Consider the following 22,876-nt stretch of genomic DNA (forward strand, 5'->3'; position numbering starts at 1 on the left):
ACGGCCGAGCAACGTACGCACCTCACGGGGGTGGGCGCGTACGCGGCTCCCGGACATGTAGACGTCCGGGAGCCGCCCCCCGCTATCCCGCACGTCATGTCGCCGTAACCATCGATTCAGGTGACCTTGCGACGCTCGGTCAATGAAGCCCGCCGTGCCCGAGCCGTCGCCTCCACCCGAGAACGGGACCTCGCCGACGACGGGGAGTGAGCCTACGCCGGTGATGCGATGGGAGTCCCCCCGCCCGAGCGAAGCCGAGGGCGGGGGAGGGAACATCCGCCTCGCTCCGCTGCCGCTCGCCCTCTCCGACGCGCCGGTCTCGCCCCTGGCGCGGAAGAATGGGTCCATGAACCAGCCCAGCGCCCAGGCACCGGTACAGCACCCCCAGCCGTCCGTCGGCTCCATAGCCGCTCACCGCCCGCACACCGTGTCGGCGGCGGTCTCCGATCTCGAGCCCGACATCGATGCCGACCTCGACGCGTACGAGGACACGGTGCAGGACGGCATCACGCTGCCGCAGGGCCGCTTCCTGGACCGCGAGCGCAGCTGGCTGGGGTTCAACGAGCGGGTTCTGGAGCTCGCGGAGGACCCGAACACGCCCCTCCTGGAGCGCGCCAACTTCCTGGCGATCTTCGCCAGCAACCTGGACGAGTTCTTCATGGTCCGGGTGGCGGGTCTGAAGCGCCGTATCGCGACCGGCGTGGCGACGAAGTCCGCCTCCGGCCTGCAGCCCCGCGAGGTCCTGGAGATGATCTGGGCCCGTTCGCGCGAGCTCATGGCCCGGCACGCGGCCTGCTACCAGGAGGACGTCGCCCCCGCGCTCGCGGAGGAGGGCATCCACCTGGTCCGCTGGAGCGAGCTGACCGAGAAGGAGCAGGCCCGCCTCTTCACGCTCTTCCGGCACCAGATCTTCCCGGTCCTGACCCCGCTGGCGGTCGACCCCGCGCACCCCTTCCCGTACATCTCCGGCCTGTCCCTGAACCTGGCCGTCGTCGTACGGAACCCGGTCAGCGGCCACCGCCACTTCGCGCGCGTCAAGGTCCCGCCGCTGCTCTCCCGCTTCCTGGAGGCCTCGCCGAACCGTTACGTCCCCATCGAGGACGTCATAGCGGCCCACCTGGAAGAGCTTTTTCCGGGCATGGAGGTCCTTGAGCACCACACCTTCCGCCTCACCCGCAACGAGGACCTGGAGGTCGAGGAGGACGACGCCGAGAACCTGCTCCAGGCCCTGGAGAAGGAGCTCATGCGGCGCCGCTTCGGTCCGCCGGTGCGCCTGGAGGTCGAGGAGTCCATCGACCGGTATGTCCTCGATCTGCTCGTACGGGAGCTGAAGATCTCCGAGGCCGAGGTGTACCCGCTGCCGGGTCCCCTGGACCTCACCGGCCTCTTCGGCATCGCCGCCCTCGACCGGCCCGAGCTGAAGTACCCGAAGTTCATCGCGGGCACCCACCGCGACCTCGCGGAGGTCGAGTCCGCGTCCGCGCCCGACATCTTCGCCGCCCTGCGCGAACGCGATGTCCTGCTGCACCACCCGTACGACTCCTTCTCCACCTCCGTGCAGGCCTTCCTGGAGCAGGCCGCGTCCGACCCGGACGTGCTCGCCATCAAGCAGACCCTGTACCGGACGTCCGGCGACTCGCCGATAGTCGACGCACTCATCGACGCCGCCGAGTCCGGCAAGCAGGTCCTCGTCCTCGTCGAGATCAAGGCCCGCTTCGACGAGCAGGCCAACATCAAGTGGGCCCGCAAGCTGGAGGAGTCGGGCTGCCATGTCGTGTACGGCCTGGTCGGTCTGAAGACGCACTGCAAGCTGTCGCTCGTCGTACGGCAGGAGGGCGACACCCTGCGCCGCTACTCCCACGTCGGCACGGGCAACTACCACCCGAAGACCGCCCGGCTGTACGAGGACCTCGGACTGCTCACCGCCGACCCGCAGGTCGGCGCGGACCTCTCCGATCTGTTCAACCGGCTCTCCGGCTACTCGCGCCGCGAGACCTACCGCCGTCTGCTCGTCGCCCCCAAGTCCCTGCGCGACGGCCTGATCTCGCGGATCAACAAGGAAGTACAGCACCACCTCGCCGGCCGCCCCGCGTTCGTCCGCATCAAGGTCAACTCGATGGTGGACGAGGCGATCATCGACGCGCTGTACCGCGCGTCGCAGGCCGGAGTGCCGGTCGACATTTGGGTGCGCGGCATCTGCGCGGTCCGGCCGGGCGTCACCGGCCTGTCCGAAAACATTCAGGTCCGCTCCATCCTCGGCCGCTTCCTCGAACACTCCCGGGTCTTCGCCTTCGGCAACGGCGGCGAGCCCGAGGTGTGGATCGGCAGCGCCGACATGATGCACCGCAACCTCGACCGGCGGATCGAGGCCCTGGTGCGAGTGACCGACCCGGCCCACCGGGCAGCCCTCAACCGGCTGTTGGAGACCGGCATGTCCGACACCACCTCCTCCTGGCACCTGGGCCCCGACGGCGAGTGGACGCGGCACGCGACCGACGCGGATGGCCAGCCCCTGCGGAACGTCCAGGAGATGCTCATAGACGCCCGGAGGCGCCGGCGTGGCACAGCAGCACCTTGATCCCCCCACCGATCCCACGGCCGGTCCCGTGTCCGGGGACGCCTTGGCGGGCTATCTGCGAGCCCAGGCCACGGAGTTCCTCCGTTCGCTGCGCCAGCACCGGGAGACCGGTGGCGCATCGAACGGCTCGGAGGAGTCCGTCGAAGCGGCGCGGGCACTGCGCCGCTCGGCGCGCCGCATCAGCGGCAGCCTCCATACCTTCCGGTCCCTGCTCGACCCGGACTGGTCGGAGGGCATGCGCCCCGAACTGGCCTGGCTGTCCGGCACATTGGCCCGCGAACACGCGTACGCGGCACGCCTGGAACGGCTGTTGGGCGCCCTGAACCGCCTGTCGGGTTCGTCGGCACTGCCGGCACAGTCGGTCGGCAAGGCTGTGGGCCAGCCGGCCGCCGCCGCTTCCGCCCCCGGCCCACGCACCCAACCTGCGGGCAACCTGACCCTCGGCGCCGCGAAAGCGGGCGCCCTCCTGGACCGCCAGCTCACCCTGGCCCGCACCAGGGCCCACTCGGCGGCCCTGCAAGCGCTGGGCTCGAGCCGCTTCCACGCGGTCGCCGACAGCGTGGCGGTCCTGGCCAGCGAGGTCCCGCTGACCCCCGCGGCCACCTCCACCGACCTGCGCACGCCGGCCGCCGCCGCGGAGGACCGGCTCACCGACGCGATCGCCGCGCTGCCCCTGGTCACCGCGGGCCGCCCCTACAACGCGGAGGCCCTCGTCCACGGCCTCTCCGCCGACACCGCGCCCCAGCCGCAGGACGCCCCCTGGCACCAGGTCCGCCTGCTGCTGCGACTGCACCGCTACGCCCGCGAAGTCCTGTACGGCGAGGAGTGCCCCATCGACGTACGACTCCTCGCCGCGGGCCAGGCACTCAACCGGCACCGGGACGCGGCGGAGGCGGCGTCCGCCGCGGCGTCGGCGGCCCGCACCCCGCGTATCGCCCCGGCAACCGCGTACGCGCTCGGCGTGCTCCACGCCGACCAACGGCACGAGGTGGAGGCGGCACGCTTCGCGTTCCAACAGGCATGGCAGAGGGAAGCCGTACGCACCCCTTGAGGGAGGCCCCATGGCGGACGACACCATCCAGGCGGCGGGCTGCGTCCTGTGGCGCCGCTCCCCGGTCGACGGCGAGCTGCAGATCTGTCTCGTCCACCGGCCGAAATACGACGACTGGTCGCACCCGAAGGGAAAGCTGAAGCGGGGCGAGGACCCTCTCGCGGGCGCACTGCGCGAAGTCGAGGAGGAGACTGGCTACACCGCCGTGCTGGGCGCCCCCCTGCCGCTGCTCCGCTACCTCGTCGCCGGCCGCCCCAAGGAGGTCCGGTACTGGGCGGCCGAGGCGACGGACGGGCACTTCACCCCGAACCGCGAGGTGGACCGCGTCCTGTGGCTCTCCCCCGCCGAGGCCCGCGGCCGGCTGACGATGCCCAGGGACCGCGACCTGGTCGACGCCCTGCTCGCCGCGCTACACCTGACCTAGTGCCGCGGCAGCCAAGGTTCGCCCCGTCGCGACGTCCGGCACGCTCCCCCACTGCCTCAAGGGCGTGGGAGGTGCCCCCACTCGCCGCACCGGACGCCGCTCCTTGACGGGCAAACCCTGGCTGACGCGGCACTAGCCGCGATGTCACCGCCGCACGAGTGCGGCCGAAGCCTCGGCCGCCCCTGTTGCGTCATACGACGTCGGCGCACCGGCGTCGCAACCTGCGCGCTGACACCCGGTTACCTAGAGTTGTCGAGGGGACCCGAGTTGCCGGAAACCACCCTGTGTCCTCGACGTAAGCGTTCCGTGACCTCACCGCACCGACCGCAGGGGTTCACCCCCCGTTCACTTACGGCCATCGGCGCCTTCACCTGTTCTGCCTAATTTCGGCCTTACCCGGTGCGGACCGCTTCCTGGAAGCGGCCCCCGCATACACCGAACCTCGCACGCCGCCACCTCGACGGCGGCTCCTGGAAGGAACTCCCGAAAGTGAAGCTTCAGCGCAAGAACCGGCTTCGCGCCCTGTCGCTCGGTGCTGTCGCCGTCTCCGGCGCCCTGGCCCTCACGGCGTGCGGCTCGGACGACACCGGCAAGAGCAACGGTGGCGGCAGCTCGGCGACGGCCAGCAACAACAGTGCCATCAAGTGCGACGACGCCAAGGGCCAGCTGCAGGCCTCCGGCTCTTCCGCGCAGAAGAACGCGATCGACGCGTGGGTGGCGCAGTTCAAGGCCGCATGCAGCAGCGTGCAGATCAACTACAACCCGACGGGTTCGGGCGCCGGTATCACCGCGTTCACCCAGGGCCAGACCGCGTTCGCCGGTTCGGACTCGCCGCTCAAGCCCGAAGAGGCCACGGCCGCCAAGAAGGCCTGTGGCGGCAACGCCGCCGTCGACCTTCCGATGGTCGGCGGCCCGATCGCGATCGGCTACAACCTGGACGGCGTGGACAACCTCACGCTGGACGCCTCCACGCTCGCCAAGATCTTCGACGGCAAGATCACGACGTGGAACGACAAGGCCATCGCGAAGCTGAACCCCGACGCGAAGCTTCCCAGCACCAAGATCCAGGCCTTCCACCGCTCGGACGAGTCCGGCACCACGGACAACTTCACCAAGTACCTGAAGGCCGTCGCCCCGTCCGACTGGAACTACTCGGGCGGCAAGGCGTGGCAGGCCAAGGGCGGCCAGTCCGCGCAGGGCTCCTCCGGCCTCGCCCAGCAGGTGAAGCAGGTCCCGGGCGCGATCTCGTACTTCGAGCTCTCCTACGCCGCTGACGGCATCAACACCGTCGACCTGAAGACGGAGGCCAAGGCCCCGGTCAAGGCCACCGTCGAGAACGCCACCAAGGCCATCGCCACCGCCAAGGTCGCCGGCACGGGCGATGACCTGGCGCTGTCCCTGAACTACAAGCCGACCGAGGAAGGCGCCTACCCGCTTACCCTGGTCACCTACGAGATCGTCTGTGAGAAGGGCAACAAGGCCGACACCCTGGCCGCCACCAAGTCCTTCCTCACCTACATCGCGAGCGAGGACGGTCAGAAGCTGCTGACCGACGCCAAGTACGCGCCGATCCCCGACGAGATCATCACCAAGGTCCGTTCCACCATCTCGAGCCTGAGCTGACCTGAGTGTGTGGCCCGCCTCGCCGAGGCGGGCCACACCGTCCGGTGCACCGCCGCCTGGAGCCGCCACCTCTTACGGCTCCGCAGACCGGAGAATCCTGATGGACATATCAACACAGAACACTGAAGCGCCTCCCCCCACCCCACAGCCTTCCGCGGCCGCCCTGAAGAGTGCGAGCCGCGGCGCCACCCGCCCCGGAGACCGGATCTTCCTCGGTCTCTCGCGCGGGTCCGGCATTTTCCTGCTGGTGATCATGGCCGCCATCGCGGCCTTCCTCACCTACCGTGCCGCCATTGCGATCGGCAAGGACCACGGGAACTTCCTCACCACGTTCGAGTGGAACACCAGCCTCGAACCGGCGACCTTCGGTATCGCGGTCCTCGCCTTCGGCACCGTGGTCTCCGCGCTCATCGCCATGGTCCTCGCGGTCCCGGTCGCGGTCGGCATCGCCCTGTTCATCACGCACTACGCGCCGCGCAAGCTCGGCGGCACCATCGCGTACGTGATCGACCTGCTGGCCGCCGTCCCGTCCATCGTGTACGGCCTCTGGGGCGCCCTCGTCCTCGTACCGCACATGGACGGACTCTTCGGCTGGCTCGACCACTACTTCGGCTGGACCGGCATCTTCGAGTGGGAGGGCGGCGCGCCCCGCTCGATGCTCACCGTCGGCATCCTGCTCGCGATCATGATCCTGCCGATCATCACCAACGTGAGCCGTGAGGTCTTCCGCCAGGTCCCGCAGATGCACGAGGAGGCCGCGCTGGCCCTCGGCGCCACGCGCTGGGAGGTCATCCGCATGTCGGTGCTGCCGTTCGGCCGCTCCGGCGTGATCTCCGCCTCGATGCTCGGCCTCGGCCGCGCGCTCGGCGAGACGATGGCCGTCGCCACGGTCCTCTCCCCGACCTTCGATATCAACGCCAGCCTGCTCGACCCGGGCGGCGGCACGTTCGCCCAGAACATCGCGAGCAAGTTCAACGAGGCCACCCCGCTCGGCCAGGACGCGCTGATCGCCTCCGGTCTCGTCCTGTTCGTCATCACTCTGCTGGTCAACGGCGCGGCGCGCATGATCATCAACCGCCGCAAGGAGTACTCGGGGGCCAACGCATGAGCACCGCACCCGTCCGCCACAAGCGCCCCAGCACGCTGCGCGGCGCCAGCCTCCCGAAGTGGTCCCCGTGGGCCATCGCCGTGGGCTCCGTCGCGGTCGCCGTGGGCATCGGCCTGGGCGCCGGCCTCGGCAGCAAGGTCCAGTGGGGCCTGATCGCCGCGATCCTCTTCGTCCTCGGTACGTACGCCATCGCCGCGTCCGTCGAGGGCCGCCGCCAGGCCAAGGACCGCGTCGCGACCAGCCTCGTCTGGGTCTGCTTCATCGTCGCCGTCGTCCCGCTGGCCTCCCTGATCTGGGAGACCGTCAAGCGCGGCGTGAAGGTCTTCGACGTCTACTTCCTGACCCACTCCATGGGTGTGGTCACCGACCAGCAGACCGGTGGCGGCATCTACCACGCGCTCATCGGCACCCTTGAGCAGGTGGCCATCGCCGCCCTGATCGCCGTGCCGATCGGTGTGCTCACCGCCATCTACCTCGTCGAGTACGGGCGCGGCAAGCTCGCCAAGGCCGTCACCTTCTTCGTCGACGTCATGACGGGTATCCCGTCGATCGTCGCCGGCCTCTTCATTCTCAGCTTCTGGATCCTCATCCTGGACATGGGTTACTCCGGCTTCGCCGGTGCGCTCGCCCTGTCGATCCTGATGATGCCCGTGGTGGTCCGCTCCACGGAGGAGATGCTCAAGCTCGTACCGAACGAGCTGCGCGAGGCCTCCCTCGCGCTGGGCATCCCGAAGTGGCGCACCATCCTCAAGGTGGTTCTGCCGACTTCCATCGGTGGTATCACCACGGGTGTGATGCTCGCTGTCGCGCGCATCACCGGTGAGACCGCTCCTGTGCTGCTGCTGGTGTGGGGCACCAGCGTCATCAACAACAACCCGTTCTCGGACCCGCAGGCCTCGCTGCCGCTGTTCATCTACCAGCAGTACGCGACCGGTACCAGCGCGGCCTACGACCGGGCTTGGGCGGCGGCACTCGCACTCATCGCCTTCGTCATGATCCTCAACCTGGCAGCGCGTGGCATCGCGCGCTGGAAGGCGCCCAAGACGGGCCGCTGACGCGGCCAATCAGCGACCCGAACCTTTGTGAAAGAAGCAGTGATTGAAATGGCCAAGCGAATCGACGTAAGCGGTCTCACCGCCTACTACGGCGCCCACAAGGCGATCGAGGACATCTCCATGACGGTCGAGCCCCGCTCGGTGACGGCCTTCATCGGCCCCTCCGGCTGTGGCAAGTCGACCTTCCTGCGCACCCTCAACCGCATGCACGAGGTCACCCCCGGCGGCCGCGTCGAGGGCAAGGTGCTCCTGGACGACGAGGACCTGTACGGGACCGGGGTCGACCCCGTCGCCGTGCGCCGCACGATCGGCATGGTCTTCCAGCGCCCCAACCCCTTCCCCACCATGTCGATCTTCGACAACGTGGCGGCGGGCCTGCGCCTGAACGGCTCCCACAAGAAGTCCGAGCTCAGCGACATCGTCGAGAAGTCCCTCAAGGGCGCGAACCTCTGGAACGAGGTCAAGGACCGCCTGAACAAGCCGGGTTCCGGCCTGTCCGGCGGCCAGCAGCAGCGCCTGTGCATCGCCCGCGCGATAGCGGTGGAGCCCCAGGTCCTCCTCATGGACGAGCCCTGTTCGGCCCTGGACCCCATCTCCACCCTCGCCATCGAGGACCTCATCGGTGAGCTCAAGGAGCGCTTCACGATCGTCATCGTGACGCACAACATGCAGCAGGCCGCCCGCGTCTCCGACCGCACCGCGTTCTTCAACCTGGCCGCGGTCGGCCAGCCCGGCCGTCTCATCGAGCTCGACGACACGGAGCGCATCTTCTCCAACCCGTCGGTCCAGGCCACGGAGGACTACATCTCCGGCCGCTTCGGCTGAGCCGACGCCACCCATACCCCTCGCGGTGCTGCATGGCGGTGCCACCGCGAGGACGAGAAGGGCCCGCCCCTGGCTCCCGGGGGCGGGCCCGCTCGTTTTCGCACCCGTGCGATGCGGTTGAGGACCGGTTTTCGCCCCCTCCGCCGCTACCCGTCCCGTACCTGGGGGCTGCGCCCCTGAACGGGGCGCGGGGAACTGCGCGACAAGCCCCCACCCACCCGCAGCCGAAAGGCTGGTACGGGAATGGGCAGGGGCGGAGTGGGCGAGAAAACCGCCCGCCTACAGAAACGCCAGGTTCACGACCCAGAAGCCGGCCGCGGCCACCAGCGCGGCCGCCGGCATGGTGATGAACCAGCCAAGGACGATGTTCTTGGCGACCCCCCACCGAACGGCGTTCACCCGCTTCGTCGCCCCCACACCCATGATCGCCGACGTTATGACATGAGTCGTGGAAATCGGCGCCTTGAAAAGGAACGCCGTCGCGAACATGATCGACGCCCCCGTCGTCTCCGCGGCAAACCCCTGCGGCGGATCCAACTCAATGATCTTCCGCCCGAGCGTCCGCATGATGCGCCACCCGCCCGCGTACGTCCCCAGCGACAGCATCACCGCACAGGCGATCTTCACCCACACCGGAATCGCATCATCGGGACCCTGGACGCCACCGATGACCAGCGCCATCACCACGACACCCATCGTCTTCTGGGCGTCCTGAAGACCGTGCCCGAGCGCCATCCCGGCCGCCGACACGGTCTGAGCGATGCGGAATCCCCGCTTGGCCTTGTGCGGATTGGCCCTGCGGAAGATCCACATGATGGCGCACATCACCAGATAACCGACGATCAGACCGACGACCGGCGACAGGAACATCGGAATGATGACCTTGTCCACGACACCGGACCAGAGAACGGTCGTACCGCCCGCGAGCGCCGCCCCCACCAGCCCGCCGAACAACGCGTGCGACGAGGACGACGGCAGCCCGAGGTACCAGGTGATGAGGTTCCAGACGATGGCGCCGACGAGTGCGGCGAAGAGGATTCCCATCCCCTTGCTGCCCTCGGGCGTCTCGATCAGTCCGCTGCTGACGGTGTGCGCGACGCCGCTGCCGAGGAACGCACCGGCGAGGTTCATCACCGCGGCCATGGCGAGCGCCGCCCGCGGGGTCAGCGCCCGGGTGGACACCGACGTGGCGATGGCATTCGCCGAGTCGTGGAAGCCGTTCGTATACGTGAATCCGAGCGCGATGCCAATGGTCACGATCAAAGCAAAGGTGTCCATGACCGGGTCAGGACTCCTTGACGGCGATGGTCTCCACCGTGTTCGCCACGTGCTCGAACGCGTCGGCCGCTTCCTCCAGCACATCCACGATCTGCTTGAGTTTCAGCACCTCGATGGCGTCGTACTTGCCGTTGAAGAGCTGGGCCAGCAGCTTGCGGTGTATCTGGTCGGCCTGGTTCTCCAGCCGGTTGACCTCGATCCAGTACTCGGTGAGGTTGTCCATGGTCCGCAGGTTCGGCATGGCCTCGGCGGTCAACTCGGCCGCGCGGGCCAGCACCTCGATCTGCTGCTCGACACCCTTGGGCAATTCCTCGACGTTGTAGAGGACGACCAGGTCGACGGCCTCCTCCATGAAGTCCATGATGTCGTCGAGGGACGAGGCCAGGTTGTAGATGTCCTCACGGTCGAACGGCGTGATGAACGAGGAGTTCAACTGGTGGAAGATCGCGTGTGTGGCGTCGTCACCGGCGTGTTCCGCTGCCCGCATACGCTCTGCGATCTCGGCCCGGGCGGAGGCGTCCGCCCCAAGCAGTTCCATCAGGAGTTTCGAGCCCGTGACGATGTTGTCCGCGGAGGCGGAAAACATGTCGTAGAAGCTCGTCTCCCTGGGGGTCAGACGAAAGCGCACGTGGGGTCCTCGGGGTGCTTCGGTTCGGTCAGGCTGATGCTAGGCGCATCATCCGGCCACGGCTAATGGGCCGTCCCCCAGTGTCGCCCATCGGGCACAGTGGTCAGCACGGGGTCCGGTCCCGGCATCGGGCAAGGGCTCCATACCCAGCAAAGTTCGATACCATATACCTACCAGGGGTATATGTAAGTGGCGTTTCAGACAGGTTCGCCCACCGCCCCGGACCAATGCAGCAGATTCAGCAGGAGGACGCGATGACGACCACCGAGGCCGGCGCGACGGCACCCTCCGGCGAGGTCGAAGAGGTCCAGGAGCCCCAGGAGATCGTGACGGACCACGACCGCGGGATCCACGGGTACCACAAGCAGAAGGACGAGCACCTCAAGCGCCTGCGCCGCATCGAGGGCCAGATCCGCGGCCTGCAGCGGATGGTCGACGAGGACGTCTACTGCATCGACATACTCACCCAGGTCTCCGCCTCCACGAAGGCCCTGCAGTCCTTCGCCCTCCAGCTCCTGGAGGAGCACCTGCGCCACTGCGTCGCGGACGCGGCCCTCAAGGGTGGCGGCGAGATCGACGCGAAGGTCGAAGAGGCGACGAAGGCGATCGGCCGACTGCTCCGTACCTGAGGTACGGCGTGACGCGCATCATGGTGCTCGAGACACGGTGCTCGAGACGCCGTGGACGCCGGGGATGACGGGGACGACGTGGCGGGTACCGGAGTCAGGCCCGGGTACCGGAGTCAGGCCCGGGTACCGGAGTCAGGCCCGGGTACCGGAGTCAGGCCCGGGTACCGGAGTCAGGCCCGGGTACCGGAGTCAGGCCCGGATACCGGAGTCAGGCCCGGGATGCCTGCTCCTCGGCACCCCGCTCATGGACGTCGTGGGTACGCTCTTCAGCCACTTTCAGCACCTCGTCGATGCTCTCAAGACTGAGCCGGTCCTCTTGGGCGGCCGAGGCCGCGATGATCAGGTCGCCGCACAGCTCGATCTCGGCGAGGGCCACGTGGTCCTGAACTGCCGTACCGCCGACCGGAGCCACGTGCATCACCTCTTCCTGCCGTCACCGACTTCCTAGAGTAGGGAGCGGCCTACACACCGCGCATGGCACGGAAGGGCCATTTCCGGCCCCTCCCGGGAAGCTACGGCTCCGCTCCCGCGAAGCTACTGCTCCGCGATCTTCCCGGCGTAGATGTCCCCGTCCTCCGGCAGCCGTACGTCGGCGGGGACCCCGAAGTCGAACAGCAACGTCGTCGATGCGACCGCGACGATGCCCTTCTGCTGCCCGTTGACGAAGCTGAAGCGATGGCGGACCTTTCGCAGCCGCCCCTGGTCGTCGAGGTAGGCGTCGAACGGCACTTCGGCGGTGGCGAACCCTTTCGCGGCCGCCTGCAGAGCCTTCCGCTGTCCCTTCGAGGCGCTCTTGGCCGCGATGTCCAGGTCGGCGGTCCCGCGATAGTGCCGGACCGGAGTCCCGGCCACCTCGGTCTTCCCCACATACGTCGCCGCCCGCGCCCCGCGCAGCAGCTCGGCCGCCGCGTACGGGTCGGTGGCGCCGCCTGTCACCAGGTTCCCGTCGGTGAGGCCGGCCGTGTCGACGCGGACCCACTTGTCGGCGGGCACGCCGGCGCCGCGGTTCTTCATGAACAGAGCTCCCGGGGCGAGGAGTTCGGTGATCGGCCGGTGCTCGTCGGTGCCGGCCGGGTCCTGCGGCAGCAGCACCTTGAGCTGCCCCATCTGATCCTCGAAGTCGTACACACCCTCGCCCCGGATGGTGACCCGGGTCCCGCCGGTGGCCATCTCCATGGACGTACGGGCCTTCGCGCTGCCGGCGCGCTCCAGTGCGGCGGCGGCCCGGTGCAGCACCTCGACGGAGTCGGCACCGGAGCGGGCGTCCTCGGCAGCGGCCCCGCCACCCGAGCATCCCGTGGCACACACCATCAACCCCGCCGCTGCGGCCGCGACAATCGCCCGGCCGACCCGCCCTTCCTCCAGCGCCACCATCTCCTGCCGACCCCCAGCCGGTCCGTCCCGGGCCCTCCCTGTCGTTCCGGTTAACGACGAGTAGGGGCGCCCGTCACGCGGCGGCGCTCCGTTCACTTGCCTTGGGTAACGTTGTCGGCGTGGCGCAGCAGGACGAGATCGACTCCTCCGCGGAACACCGCACAACGACGGTCGAACAGGGCCGCTTCTGCGTAGCCCGCTGCATCTGCGGCTGGAGGGGCCCGGCCCGCAGAGCCCGCAGTCTGGCCCGCGCGGACGCCCAAACCCACATCGGGAACCTGCTGACGTAGCCTTTCAGCCGCGAGCGGTCGTGCCGCTGGAGAGCTGCGCTGTAGCGATTCCGTGGCATTCACCCGTGGAACCCTGGGGCCCGGTGACCCGTCTCGTTCCACGGAACCCACGGGAGGCGCACATGCAACGGCGTACGTTCATCGGCGGAGCCACCGCCGCACTCGCGGCGGCGACGACGTCCGCATGCAACGGCAGCGACAGCGGCGGCCCGAAGGCCTCCGGTGCTTCGGAGACCACCGGCACCTCCATACGCACGGCCACCACCAGCACCCGCGCCGCCGCGAACTGGGCCGCCCTGTCCAGGGAGCTGGACGGCGCGCTGGTCCGTCCCGGAGACCACAGCTGGCCGGCCGCGCGCCAGCTCTACAACACGCGCTTCGACAACCTGAAGCCCGCCGCCGTCGCCTACGTCGCCCACGCGGACGACATCCGCACCACCATGGACTACGCCCGCGCCCACGGCATCAAGGTGTCGATCCGCAACGGTGGCCACTCGTACGCCGGTTGGTCCTCCGGCAACGGCCGCCTGGTCCTCGACGTCTCCAAGCTGAACAAGATCCGGGCGTCCGCGAACGAGGCGGTCGTCGGAGCGGGATCGAAACTGATCGACGTCTACCGCGCCCTCGCCGCGAAGGGCGTGACCATACCTGCCGGTTCCTGCCCGACCGTCGGCGTCTCCGGGCTGACGCTCGGAGGCGGCCACGGGGTCGTGTCACGGGCGTACGGACTGACCTGCGACAGCCTCACCCAGGCGACGCTGATCACCGCCGACGGCAAGCAGCTCGTCGCGAACGCCGGCGAGAACAAGGACCTCTTCTGGGCCCTGCGCGGCGCCGGCAACGGCAACTTCGGCGTCGTCACCGAGCTGCGCTTCAGGACCCACCCCGCCCCGCAGGGCGTCTCGGCGTACATGACCTGGCCCTGGGCCAAGGCCGCCGCCGTGGTGAAGGCCTGGCAGGAGTGGGGCCCGAACCAGCCGGACGAGATCTGGTCCTCGTGCCATCTCGCGAACGCGGCCGGAGGCACGCCCACCGTTTCCATCGCGGCCTTCTCCCTCGGCACGTACAGCGAACTCCAGAACGCCGTGGACCGCCTGGCCGACAAGATCGGCTCCCCCGCGCGCAGCGTCTCCCTCAAGAAGCGTTCGTACGAGGACTCGATGGAGGTGTACGCGGGCTGCTCCTCCTTCTCGGCCGACGCCCAGTGCCACCTCCCGGGATCGACCCCGGGCCGCAGCCCCCAGGGCGCCCTCGGCCGCGAGACCTACGCGGCCCGCTCGGACTTCTTCGACCGCTCGATCTCGACCGCCGGCATCCAGACGCTCCTCAGCCAGATCTCGTCGGTCCGAGGCGGCGCGGGCAGCATCGCCCTGACGGCACTGGGCGGCGCGGTCAACCGTGTCTCGCCCACCGCGACGGCCTTCGTCCACCGCCGCTCGCGCATGCTCGCCCAGTACATCGCCTCCTGGCAGGCGGGCACCTCCGGCACCACCGCACAGTCCTGGCTGACCACCGCGCACAACGCCATGTCCCGGTACGCCTCGGGCGCCGCCTACCAGAACTACACGGACTCCACTCTCACGGACTGGCGCAAGGCGTACTACGGCGACGCGGCCACCCGCCTCACGACCCTGAAGAGGCAGTACGACCCGAACCGCTTCTTCACGTTCCCGCAGGCGCTGTAAAGGGGGCTGGTTTTCAGCCCGTCCGGCGTTTGAGGACGAGGCGGTTCGGGCCGAAGCGGGGGGTCTGGGGGCGGCAGCACCCCAGGTACGGGACGGGCAGGGGCGGAGGGGGCGAAAACCTCCAAGGCCGGCCGACTACGCGGCGAGGTCCCGCTCCTCGGGCAGCTCCGCCCGTGTCCCCGGAATCAGCGACTCCTGCCCCGCGGGAGCCACCCCCCGCGCCCGGATCAGCCACCCGGCCCGCGGGGACCGCTCCACGGCCTTCATGACAGGGGTGAGCAACGCCATCGCAAGCGGCGACAGCAGCAGAGCGACCGCCGTGCCGAGCGCGAACCCGCCGACGACGTCCGTCGGGTAGTGCACACCCATGTACACCCGGCAGAAGCCTTCGAGCAGCGCGAGCCCGATCCCCGCCAGCCCGAACTTCCGGTTCGCCACGAACAGCCCGACCCCCATCGCCATGGTGAGCGTCGCGTGATCGCTGACGAAGGAGAAGTCGGTCTTGCCGGAGACCAGGACGTCCAGCCCCTGATGGTCGACGAACGGGCGGGGTCTCTCCACGAAGCCCCGTATCGGCACGTTCACCAGCAGCGCGATGCCGGCGGCCAGCGGCGCCCACACCAAGGCGGCCACGGACGACGCGGCATCGCCACCACCGCGCCGCCGCACGGTCCACCAGCACCACAGCACCAGCAGGACCATGGCGAGCAGCAGCCCGTACTCGCCCACGAACTCCATGCCCCGGTCGAACCAGTGCGGCGCGTCCTTGGCCAGGCCATTGATGTCGTAGAGCAGCTCGACGTCGGGGTTCGAACCGGATTCGGCGAGTCCAGCCATGGTGCTGCGGCCCCTTCGTCGTCTTTCCCGCGCGCGCACCCTTTCGTGCGCGGCTCGATCCACCCCCGTGGTCGTAGAACCGCTAGAACCGCGTCATAGATCAGCGCTACGTCAAAAGGAACGCACAGTCCCCAGTCATACGTTCCACCCTCCACCGAATGATCACGCAGACGTTATCGAAGAGAGACACATCTCCGCAGCTCAGGGCGCGCGTTCACACAGAGGTGGGCAATGCTTTCGCGCCATCTTCGGTCACCCGGGTGGCACCGAAGTAATCGGGGGTGTCGACGGGGTCGAAGCGAATCACGGCGCCCGACCTCGGAGCGTCGATCATGTACCCGCCGCCCACATAGATCCCCACGTGCCGGATGGCCCGGGAGTCGGTGAGGTCGTCCGAGAAGAAGACCAGATCCCCGGGGAGCAGCTCCTCCCTCTTCGGGTGCCGCCCGGCGTTGTACTGATCGTTGGCGACCCGCGGCAGCTCGACCCCCACACTCTCGTACGCGGCCTTCGTCAGCCCCGAGCAGTCGAAGCGTCCACCCTGGTCAGCGGTACCGTTGCCGCCCCACAGATAGGGCGTGCCGAGCTTCTTCTGCGCGTACGTGATCGCCGCCGCGGCCTGCTTCGAGGGGTCCACCCGGGTCACCGGCGCGGCGAAGCTCTTCGAGAGCGTCGTGATCGTCTTCACATAGTTCCGGGTCTCCTTGTACGGGGGCACGCCTCCGTACTTGATGACCGCGTAGGCCCCCGCGTTGTAGGCGGCGAGCATGTTCTCGGTGACGTTCCCCGGCGCGTTCTTCACATAGGAGGCGAGCTGGCAGTCGTACGAAGCGGCCGACGGAATCGCGTCATTCGGATCCCATACGTCGCGGTCGCCGTCCCCGTCGCCGTCGACTCCATGGGTGGCCCAGGTCCCCGGGATGAATTGCGCTATCCCTTCCGCTTTCGCCGGACTCCGGGCATTCGGGTTGAACCCGCTCTCCTGATACAGCTGGGCGGCCAGCAGCGCGGGATTGATGGCGCTGCAGAGATTGCCCCACTTCTGGACGAGCGTCTGGTACGCGGCGGGTACGGCCCCCTTGGCGAGCGCGACCGCGCCTGAGCCCATCCCGTTGGCGAGGTTCCCTGCGACCATGTAGACGCCGACGACGAGCAGCATCACGAGGCTGATCCCGGCCCCGACGGCAGCGGTCGCTACGATCCATGCCTTACGCACCGTCAACCGCCCCTCGCCGCCCAGGAGTCCGCCGACCGTCAGTCTAGAGGCGGGCCCCGCGCCGCGGGACGATCACACACAAGGAGAAACCGCACGTGGCGACCCCGCCCCCGCACTCGAACCCGCCCCAGGGCAACCCTTTCGCCCCGCAAGGCGGTTACACGCCAAACGGGGCGCCGACGTATGGCCAGGACCCGTACGCGCAGAACACGGCGTACGGTCAGCCGCCGTACGCACAGAGCCCGGCAGCCACGCCCCGGACTCCGGCGTACGGCCAGAACCCGCCGTACGCCCAGAACCCGGCGCCCGGCGAGAACCCGTACGCCCCCGCAGGCGGCCACGCCTACTCGGCCGCCCCGCCACCCCTCACCCCCGCCTGTCGCATATGTGCCTCGCAGCCGGCCGGAGACATGACCATCCGTCAGCACACCGGACTGCTGGTCGCGATGCGCTTCTCCAAGATGGAGGGCCCGTTCTGCCGCTCCTGCGCCACCGCGATCCACCGCGAGATGACGGCGAAAACGCTGGCGGGCGGCTGGTGGAGCCCGGTGTCGCTGGTCCTCTTCACCCCGCTGACACTGCTGTGGAACCTCTTCGTCCGCACGAAGATCAGAAAGCTCCCGCACCCGACGACGCCGTCCCCGACGGGGGTCGTCATGGACCAGGGCAAGCCGGTCTTCCAACGCCCGCTGGCGTACGTGTTCCTGATCCTGCCGCTGCTGTGGCTCGCCCTGTACCTCTCCAACGAGATGTCGAGCTAGCTCGTCGTGGCCGCCTCGCGATAGAGCGCTGCGGCTTCGTTCCCGAGGACGACGCTGTACGAGACGTCGTCGGTGTCGCCGCCCTGCTGGTGCCCGCCGATGACGCCGACGACTTCCCCGTCGCCGTTCACCCAGGGGCTGCCGCTCGTCCCCCCGGCGAAGTCGGGGCAGACGATGCGCTGTTGCGTACGGCTGTGGAGGGTCGGCTTGTTGGTACAGGTGAGGGGCGCGTCGAGGGCGCTGGGGTATCCGGTGACGGTGACGGCGGTGGCTCCGGTGGCTCGCCCCGCCGCGAAGGCATTGGCACCGACGACGTCCTCGACGCCCTTGCCGCCCTTGTCGGCCACGACGGCGAAGGCGACATCACTGTCCTCGTCCTGCCCGCCGGTCCAGGCGTCGCCGAGGTACGTCTTCCCGATGCTCCAGACCCCGTACGGCGCCTTGCCGTCCCGGTAGCCGGGCACAAATACGAGGCTTCCGCCGCCGTCCAGACAGTGCGCAGCCGTGACGATCAGGTCGTGCCCGCTACTGCGCACCACGGACGCCGTACAGAAGTGCCGGCCGCCGAGTCCACCGCTGAAGATCGCCCCGACTCTCACGCTCTGCCGGGTCACGGCGGCCTGCACGGTCACCCCGAACGGCCCGGGGCCGTCGTCGGCGGCCGCCAGGGACGAGGACGTGCCCGCCAGGAGCACGGCAGTGCCCAGCAGCGCGTACCGGCGGGGTCCGGTGAGACGTGTGGTGCGTTTCATCGACCCTCACCTTGCCGCAGGCGGGTGAGAAAAGCCCTCGGACCACTCTGAGAATCATCCGTGAGTGGACGCCGTCCGGCATCCCGAGTGGTCCGGCAGGGGCACGGGTTCGCCGTACTTCCGGGCAGCATGTCCTGGTGGGCGCCATGGCCGGGGCGAGTATGCGGCGCCCCAGGTGCCGTTGCGGGTAGGTCACCCCACGGGCCATTCGGCTCGCGCGCACTCGGCCCACAGCAGCTTCCCGCCCTTCGATGCGCCCAGCTCTCTGAGCGCGGAGGCACCCCACGAGTCGGCGCAGGCCCGTACGAGGGGCAGACCACGACCGTGTTCGGCGTCCGCCGGGGCGGCGCGCGGGGGTGCCTCGCCGAAGCCGGGCGGGACCCGTGGATCGGTGTCCCACACGGCGATCCGGAGCCGGTCCGGCTCGACGGAGAGGAGACGGAGGGCATACGGCCCCCGCGTGTGCAGGTGTGCGTTCGTGAGCAGTTCGGACGCCAACAACTCGGCGGTGGGGGCGAGCTCGGTCAGGCCATGGGCGGCCAGGACGGTCCGGAGGGTGGCCCGGGCGATACCCGGGGCGCGGGGATCGTGCGGGAGTTGGAGGGTGTAGGACCAGGGCGGGGATACGGTTGCCATGGAAGTCTCCGATCACGGAGGGGGGTTGGGTGGTGCCGTGCCGTCACGTTGCCCAGTGACCGCGGCCGCTCCGTCGAGCGGGGTGCTTCTGGGCGGGGCGCCTGAGACTGAAAGTAGCGGTTCTGGATATATTCTTCACCGCAATCCGGGGAAAATTAAAAGCATCCACCCGTGTGGGTGACAAGCAGTGCGGAAGCGAGAATGCCCGTGAGGACCAACCCGACGGGACGTCAACTCCGATTTGGTGCCGAACTGCGCAAGCTGCGCGAGCGGGCAGGCCTGACGTCAACGGAGGCCGCACAACTACTCGGCCTGAAGCAGGCGCAGGTCAGCAACATGGAGACCGGACGGCTCGGGGTGAGCGCCGAGCGCGTGCGCACACTCGCCTGCCATTACGACTCCTCGGACAAGGCACTGGTCGAGGCCATCGCGGGGATGACCGGCGACCGGAAACGCGGCTGGTGGGAGGAGTACCGCGAGATCCTGCCCGCCGGGCTGCTGGACCTCGCCGAGCTCGAACACCACGCCAGACGGCTGCGCACCGCCGTGACCGTGCACATCCCCGGCCTGTTCCAGACCACGGACTACGCCCGCGAGATCTTCCGCCAGGCCGTACCTGAACTCCCACCGCCGGACGTTGAGCACCGGGTGTCGTTCCGGGTCAAGCGACAGGCCGTCCTCTTCCGCAGCCCTCCCACCCCGCACCAGGTGATCATCCACGAGGCCGCCCTGCGCATGATGTTCGCCGGCCCTCGGGTGACTCGGGAGCAGCTCAAGTACCTGCTGGACATGAACGAGCGCGAGTACATCGCGGTCCACGTCCTGCCGTTCGACTCGACCATCTTTCCTGGCTCAGGTCAGTCGATCTACTACGCCGAAGGCCCAGTACGGCAGCTCGACACCGTGAATCTCGACCAGTCACACGGGCCGGTGTTCCTCGACGCCGAGGCCCAGTTGAACAAGTACCGCGTACTGCTCGACCGCATGGAGGCGGCGGCCCTCACCTCCGAGCAGTCGCAGTCCTTCGTCCACAACATCCTCAAGGACCTGTGAAGGAGTCCGTGATGTCCCCGTTCACGTGGCAGAAGTCGTCGTACTGCCCGGAAGGCAACTCCTGCGTCCACATAGGCGCCACCCCCCAAACGATCCATCTCACCGAAAGCGGCGACCCGACCGGATCGATACTCACCGCCACCCCGGCGGCCTTCGATGCCCTCGTCCACGTACTGAAGGAGAACGCCCACCGTGGCTGACGTCCCCCCGAACCTCACCTGGGAGCGCGCCGCCCCGCCCGACGCCACCGGCCCCGGCCCTTGGATCGAACTCGCCTTCGGCGACAACGACCTGGTCTACATCCGCGAGACGAGCGACCCCGGGAACGTCGTCACGACCACCCAGAAGAAGTGGGACGCGTTCGTACTGGGCGTACAGGCCGGCGAGTTCGACCACTTCGTGGAGGGCCTGGAGGACGAGGAGCCCTCGGTGCCTTCCGACCCTCGCCAGTGAAGTGCCTGTAGGGACACAACGCACCACCTGTGAGTCGCCCCCCGTGCGGCCGCCGCTGGTCGGCACCGTCTGTGAGTGGGAATCCACCGGCGGCGTCCGGAACCGGCCGCGGCAACCAACCGCGGCCCGTTCCGCCATCCTGGCCCCGAAGGCCGAACCTGCTGTTCAAACCCCATGAGACGGCTGTGAGTTGAGTCAAGCCACCGTCAGCTTCGCGCCATCGAGAGCCCATTGACCAGTCACGCCCACACCTCGTTCGGTATTGCGGAAGTAAGGATTCCATAAGCCTCTCGTTGTCGCGTACTCAACAAGGAATGGTCTTCCGCGGGTCGCTCGGCCCACCGCCGGGGACACCGCACCGGCGGCGCACCTGCACTGCCCCTGTCAACCACTCTCAGGAGGCTGTACGTTGCGCACCACACACCTTCAAAGACCTGCCGTACGCGGCAGTCGGCGCCGCGGCCGCACCGCCGCGGCCGCACTCGGCGCCGCGGCGCTCGTCCTCGCCGGCCTCGGCGGCGCCGCAGCGGCGGACGCCCAGGCCCGCGTCGCGAAGGTCACCCCCCACGTCAGCTGGACCAGGGCATGCGCGACGCCCACCAAGGCGGACGTCGCGGCCTGCAACGCCAAGCGCGTCACCGGCGGCGTCACCGAGTACATGGCGGAGAAGGCGTACGCCAAGGGCGTCACCCCCAAGGCCGCCGACGCGTCGACGCCCTCCGGCTTCGGACCGACGGACCTCCAGGCCGCCTACGGCCTGACCTCGGCCGCGGCCTCCAACGGCTCCGGCGAGACCATCGCCATCGTCGACGCGTACAACGACCCCAACGCCGAGGCGGACCTGGCGACCTACCGCTCGTACTACGGCCTGTCGGCGTGCACCACCGCCAACGGCTGCTTCAAGAAGGTCAGCCAGACGGGGTCCACGACCGGACTGCCCGCCAGCAACACCGGCTGGGCCGAGGAGATCTCCCTCGACCTCGACATGGCCAGCGCCATCTGCCCGAAGTGCAACATCCTGCTCGTCGAGGCCAAGTCCGCCACCATGGCCAACCTCGGCACCGCGGTGAACGAAGCGGTCACCCTCGGCGCGAAGTACGTCTCCAACAGCTACGGCGGCTCCGAGTCGTCCTCCGACACCTCCTACGACACCTCGTACTTCAAGCACACGGGTGTCGCCATCACCGTCAGCGCGGGCGACTCGGGCTACGGCGCCGAGTACCCGGCGGCCTCGCAGTACGTCACCTCCGTCGGTGGCACCGCGCTCACCAAGGCCGCCTCGACCAGCCGCGGCTGGACCGAGACGGTCTGGAAGACCAGCAGCACCGAGGGGACCGGCTCCGGCTGCTCCGCGTACGACACCAAGCCGAGCTGGCAGACCGACACGGGCTGCGCCAAGCGCACCATCTCCGACGTCTCGGCCGTCGCCGACCCGGCCACCGGCGTCGCGGTCTACGACTCGTACGGCATCACGGCGGGCTGGTACACCTTCGGCGGCACCAGCGCCTCGTCGCCCATCATCGCGGGCGTCTACGCCCTCGCGGGCACCCCGTCCACCGGCTCCTACCCCGCGAAGTTCCCGTACACGGCGGCCGGCACCTCGGCCCTCAACGACGTGACCTCGGGCAACAACGGCACCTGCACCACCAGCTACCTCTGCACCGCCACGTCCGGCTACGACGGCCCGACCGGCTGGGGCACCCCAAAGGGAGTCGCGGCCTTCACCGGCTGACCTCCGGGGAGCGGGGAGCCGCCGGGGGAGCGTGGGGATCCCCGGCGGCACCTGATGAACGGGTCGCGGCAACCAGCCGCGACCCGTTTCGCCGTGCCGAGAGGCGAGGGATAGCCTTTGGATCACCGGGCCGGCGGTCGGCGTCCACATCCCGCAGACGCGACGACCCGGAGAACATCGGCTCGACGGCCCGTCAGAAATGGGACGCGCGCCCGGCGTACGTACGAGGCGGGCTGGGCGTGCGCTTCGCAGAAGGGGTTAACGACGGAACCACACGACAGGTTCCGCTCCGACTTCATTGCCCGGCGTAACCTGCCGTGATACACAGAGTGACCATGCAACCCTTCGCATACCGCCGCACGTCCCCCTCATGGGTTCCGCGCAAGCCGGTGACAAGGGTTTCGTGCGAAACCCGCCAATCAATGACGCCAAGTCGACATACGGCAGCGTCATTGTCGGCGAGAATGGGCCCGACCTCTGCGCGCAGTGGCAGGGGGTGCAGAACTACCCACTAGGGGCGGTGACTTACATGCTTTTCGCAGCCGATAAGGGCGACATCACCACGATCATCGGCGGGATCGCTCCGGACTGGGGTCCCTTCGGCAGCCTGGGCAACGAAGCGAAGGTGATGATCGAGGTCGTGATGGCGGTCGCCATCCTGCTCTGCCTCGGCATCGCGATCTGGGGCGCGGCCAAGCAACGCATCGGCGCGACCGCCCTCCGCGACACCTTCAGTGCCGAACAGGGCAAGGGCCTCATCATCGCGGGCCTCACCGGAGTCTTCATCATCGGATCGCTCGGCACACTCTTCACCATCGTGTACGGCATGGCTGTCTAGGCCCGGCCACGCCTGGCGCTCCGTCAGTCCCCGGCCGGGCGCACCCGGAT

24 protein-coding genes are annotated in these 22,876 nt (G+C 68.9%); 16 read left to right on the forward strand and 8 right to left on the reverse strand.

Annotated elements, in window-relative coordinates; genetic code table 11:
• Positions 1-346: 346 nt before the first annotated feature.
• The 7 genes from OG390_RS24105 (at position 347) to pstB (ending at position 8,664) form a co-directional block, all read left to right on the forward strand.
• Positions 347-2,578: an RNA degradosome polyphosphate kinase gene (locus tag OG390_RS24105; RefSeq protein WP_406170950.1), complete on the forward strand. Its 2,232-nt coding sequence runs from the start codon at positions 347-349 to the stop codon at positions 2,576-2,578.
• Positions 2,559-3,629, forward strand: a complete 1,071-nt coding sequence (locus tag OG390_RS24110) for a CHAD domain-containing protein (RefSeq protein ID WP_406170952.1) — start codon at positions 2,559-2,561, stop codon at positions 3,627-3,629. Before OG390_RS24105 ends, OG390_RS24110 begins: the two co-directional genes overlap by 20 nt.
• A gap of 10 nt (positions 3,630-3,639) precedes the next feature.
• Positions 3,640-4,053 carry an NUDIX hydrolase gene (locus tag OG390_RS24115; RefSeq protein WP_406170954.1) on the forward strand — a complete coding sequence of 138 codons (414 nt, stop codon included), beginning with the start codon at positions 3,640-3,642 and terminating at the stop codon, positions 4,051-4,053.
• 489 nt (positions 4,054-4,542) lie between these two features.
• Positions 4,543-5,676, forward strand: a complete 1,134-nt coding sequence (gene pstS, locus OG390_RS24120) for a phosphate ABC transporter substrate-binding protein PstS (RefSeq protein WP_406170956.1) — start codon at positions 4,543-4,545, stop codon at positions 5,674-5,676.
• Positions 5,677-5,776: 100 nt separating this feature from the next.
• The gene (gene pstC / locus OG390_RS24125) at positions 5,777-6,784 is read left to right on the forward strand and encodes a phosphate ABC transporter permease subunit PstC (RefSeq protein ID WP_406170958.1); all 1,008 of its coding nucleotides are present in this window, start codon (positions 5,777-5,779) and stop codon (positions 6,782-6,784) included.
• The gene (gene pstA / locus OG390_RS24130; RefSeq protein WP_406170960.1) at positions 6,781-7,839 is read left to right on the forward strand and encodes a phosphate ABC transporter permease PstA; all 1,059 of its coding nucleotides are present in this window, start codon (positions 6,781-6,783) and stop codon (positions 7,837-7,839) included. The genes pstC and pstA overlap by 4 nt, the downstream gene beginning before the upstream one ends.
• 48 nt (positions 7,840-7,887) lie before the next feature.
• Positions 7,888-8,664 (forward strand): phosphate ABC transporter ATP-binding protein PstB, encoded by a 777-nt coding sequence (pstB, locus tag OG390_RS24135; RefSeq protein ID WP_406170961.1) that lies wholly within the window; start codon positions 7,888-7,890, stop codon positions 8,662-8,664.
• A gap of 279 nt (positions 8,665-8,943) precedes the next feature.
• Here the strand turns inward: pstB and OG390_RS24140 are convergent, their stop codons facing one another.
• Both OG390_RS24140 and OG390_RS24145 read right to left on the reverse strand, forming a co-directional pair.
• The gene (locus tag OG390_RS24140; protein WP_406170963.1) at positions 8,944-9,942 is read right to left on the reverse strand and encodes an anion permease; all 999 of its coding nucleotides are present in this window, start codon (positions 9,940-9,942) and stop codon (positions 8,944-8,946) included.
• A gap of 7 nt (positions 9,943-9,949) precedes the next feature.
• Entirely contained in the window at positions 9,950-10,570 is a 621-nt protein-coding gene (locus OG390_RS24145; protein WP_406170965.1) for a DUF47 domain-containing protein, read from the reverse strand.
• Between the two features lie 254 nt (positions 10,571-10,824).
• Here OG390_RS24145 and OG390_RS24150 point away from each other — a divergent pair, with 254 nt between their 5' ends.
• Positions 10,825-11,199: a metal-sensitive transcriptional regulator gene (locus tag OG390_RS24150; protein ID WP_406170966.1), complete on the forward strand. Its 375-nt coding sequence runs from the start codon at positions 10,825-10,827 to the stop codon at positions 11,197-11,199.
• Between the two features lie 208 nt (positions 11,200-11,407).
• Here OG390_RS24150 and OG390_RS24155 read toward each other — a convergent pair whose 3' ends face one another.
• Both OG390_RS24155 and OG390_RS24160 read right to left on the reverse strand, forming a co-directional pair.
• Entirely contained in the window at positions 11,408-11,617 is a 210-nt protein-coding gene (locus OG390_RS24155; RefSeq protein WP_406170968.1) for a hypothetical protein, read from the reverse strand.
• A 116-nt stretch (positions 11,618-11,733) separates the two neighbouring features.
• Entirely contained in the window at positions 11,734-12,510 is a 777-nt protein-coding gene (locus OG390_RS24160; protein ID WP_406177828.1) for a hypothetical protein, read from the reverse strand.
• A 182-nt stretch (positions 12,511-12,692) separates the two neighbouring features.
• Between OG390_RS24160 and OG390_RS24165 the strand changes: the two genes are divergently transcribed.
• Positions 12,693-12,863: a hypothetical protein gene (locus OG390_RS24165; protein ID WP_406170969.1), complete on the forward strand. Its 171-nt coding sequence runs from the start codon at positions 12,693-12,695 to the stop codon at positions 12,861-12,863.
• A 122-nt stretch (positions 12,864-12,985) separates the two neighbouring features.
• Complete coding sequence (locus tag OG390_RS24170) at positions 12,986-14,548, forward strand: FAD-binding oxidoreductase (protein WP_406170971.1); 1,563 nt, start codon at positions 12,986-12,988, stop codon at positions 14,546-14,548.
• A 135-nt stretch (positions 14,549-14,683) separates the two neighbouring features.
• On the opposite strand, the gene OG390_RS24175 is transcribed toward OG390_RS24170, so the two are convergent.
• Positions 14,684-15,385 (reverse strand): phosphatase PAP2 family protein, encoded by a 702-nt coding sequence (locus OG390_RS24175; protein ID WP_406170973.1) that lies wholly within the window; start codon positions 15,383-15,385, stop codon positions 14,684-14,686.
• A 214-nt stretch (positions 15,386-15,599) separates the two neighbouring features.
• On the reverse strand, positions 15,600-16,607 hold the full coding sequence (locus tag OG390_RS24180) for an NlpC/P60 family protein (protein WP_406170975.1): 1,008 nt from the start codon (positions 16,605-16,607) through the stop codon (positions 15,600-15,602).
• A gap of 89 nt (positions 16,608-16,696) precedes the next feature.
• Here OG390_RS24180 and OG390_RS24185 point away from each other — a divergent pair, with 89 nt between their 5' ends.
• Positions 16,697-17,362: a hypothetical protein gene (locus OG390_RS24185; protein ID WP_406170976.1), complete on the forward strand. Its 666-nt coding sequence runs from the start codon at positions 16,697-16,699 to the stop codon at positions 17,360-17,362.
• Here OG390_RS24185 and OG390_RS24190 read toward each other — a convergent pair.
• Both OG390_RS24190 and OG390_RS24195 read right to left on the reverse strand, forming a co-directional pair.
• The gene (locus OG390_RS24190) at positions 17,359-18,114 is read right to left on the reverse strand and encodes a trypsin-like peptidase domain-containing protein (protein ID WP_406170978.1); all 756 of its coding nucleotides are present in this window, start codon (positions 18,112-18,114) and stop codon (positions 17,359-17,361) included. The two genes, OG390_RS24185 and OG390_RS24190, sit on opposite strands and share 4 nt — an antisense overlap.
• A gap of 192 nt (positions 18,115-18,306) precedes the next feature.
• Positions 18,307-18,750 (reverse strand): ATP-binding protein, encoded by a 444-nt coding sequence (locus OG390_RS24195; RefSeq protein ID WP_406170980.1) that lies wholly within the window; start codon positions 18,748-18,750, stop codon positions 18,307-18,309.
• 201 nt (positions 18,751-18,951) lie between these two features.
• On the opposite strand from OG390_RS24195, the gene OG390_RS24200 reads away from it, so the two are divergent.
• From OG390_RS24200 to OG390_RS24220, 5 genes are all read left to right on the forward strand, one after another.
• Positions 18,952-19,803, forward strand: a complete 852-nt coding sequence (locus OG390_RS24200) for a helix-turn-helix domain-containing protein (protein WP_406170982.1) — start codon at positions 18,952-18,954, stop codon at positions 19,801-19,803.
• Between the two features lie 11 nt (positions 19,804-19,814).
• Complete coding sequence (locus OG390_RS24205; RefSeq protein ID WP_406170984.1) at positions 19,815-20,003, forward strand: DUF397 domain-containing protein; 189 nt, start codon at positions 19,815-19,817, stop codon at positions 20,001-20,003.
• Positions 19,996-20,256: a DUF397 domain-containing protein gene (locus OG390_RS24210; RefSeq protein WP_406170985.1), complete on the forward strand. Its 261-nt coding sequence runs from the start codon at positions 19,996-19,998 to the stop codon at positions 20,254-20,256. Before OG390_RS24205 ends, OG390_RS24210 begins: the two co-directional genes overlap by 8 nt.
• Before the next feature lie 409 nt (positions 20,257-20,665).
• Positions 20,666-21,988, forward strand: a complete 1,323-nt coding sequence (locus OG390_RS24215; protein WP_406170987.1) for a peptidase S8 — start codon at positions 20,666-20,668, stop codon at positions 21,986-21,988.
• Positions 21,989-22,517: 529 nt separating this feature from the next.
• Positions 22,518-22,826, forward strand: a complete 309-nt coding sequence (locus tag OG390_RS24220; RefSeq protein WP_028804304.1) for a hypothetical protein — start codon at positions 22,518-22,520, stop codon at positions 22,824-22,826.
• Positions 22,827-22,876 lie beyond the last annotated feature (50 nt).

Source organism: Streptomyces sp. NBC_00996 (assembly GCF_045162675.1).
Lineage (GTDB): Bacteria > Actinomycetota > Actinomycetes > Streptomycetales > Streptomycetaceae > Streptomyces.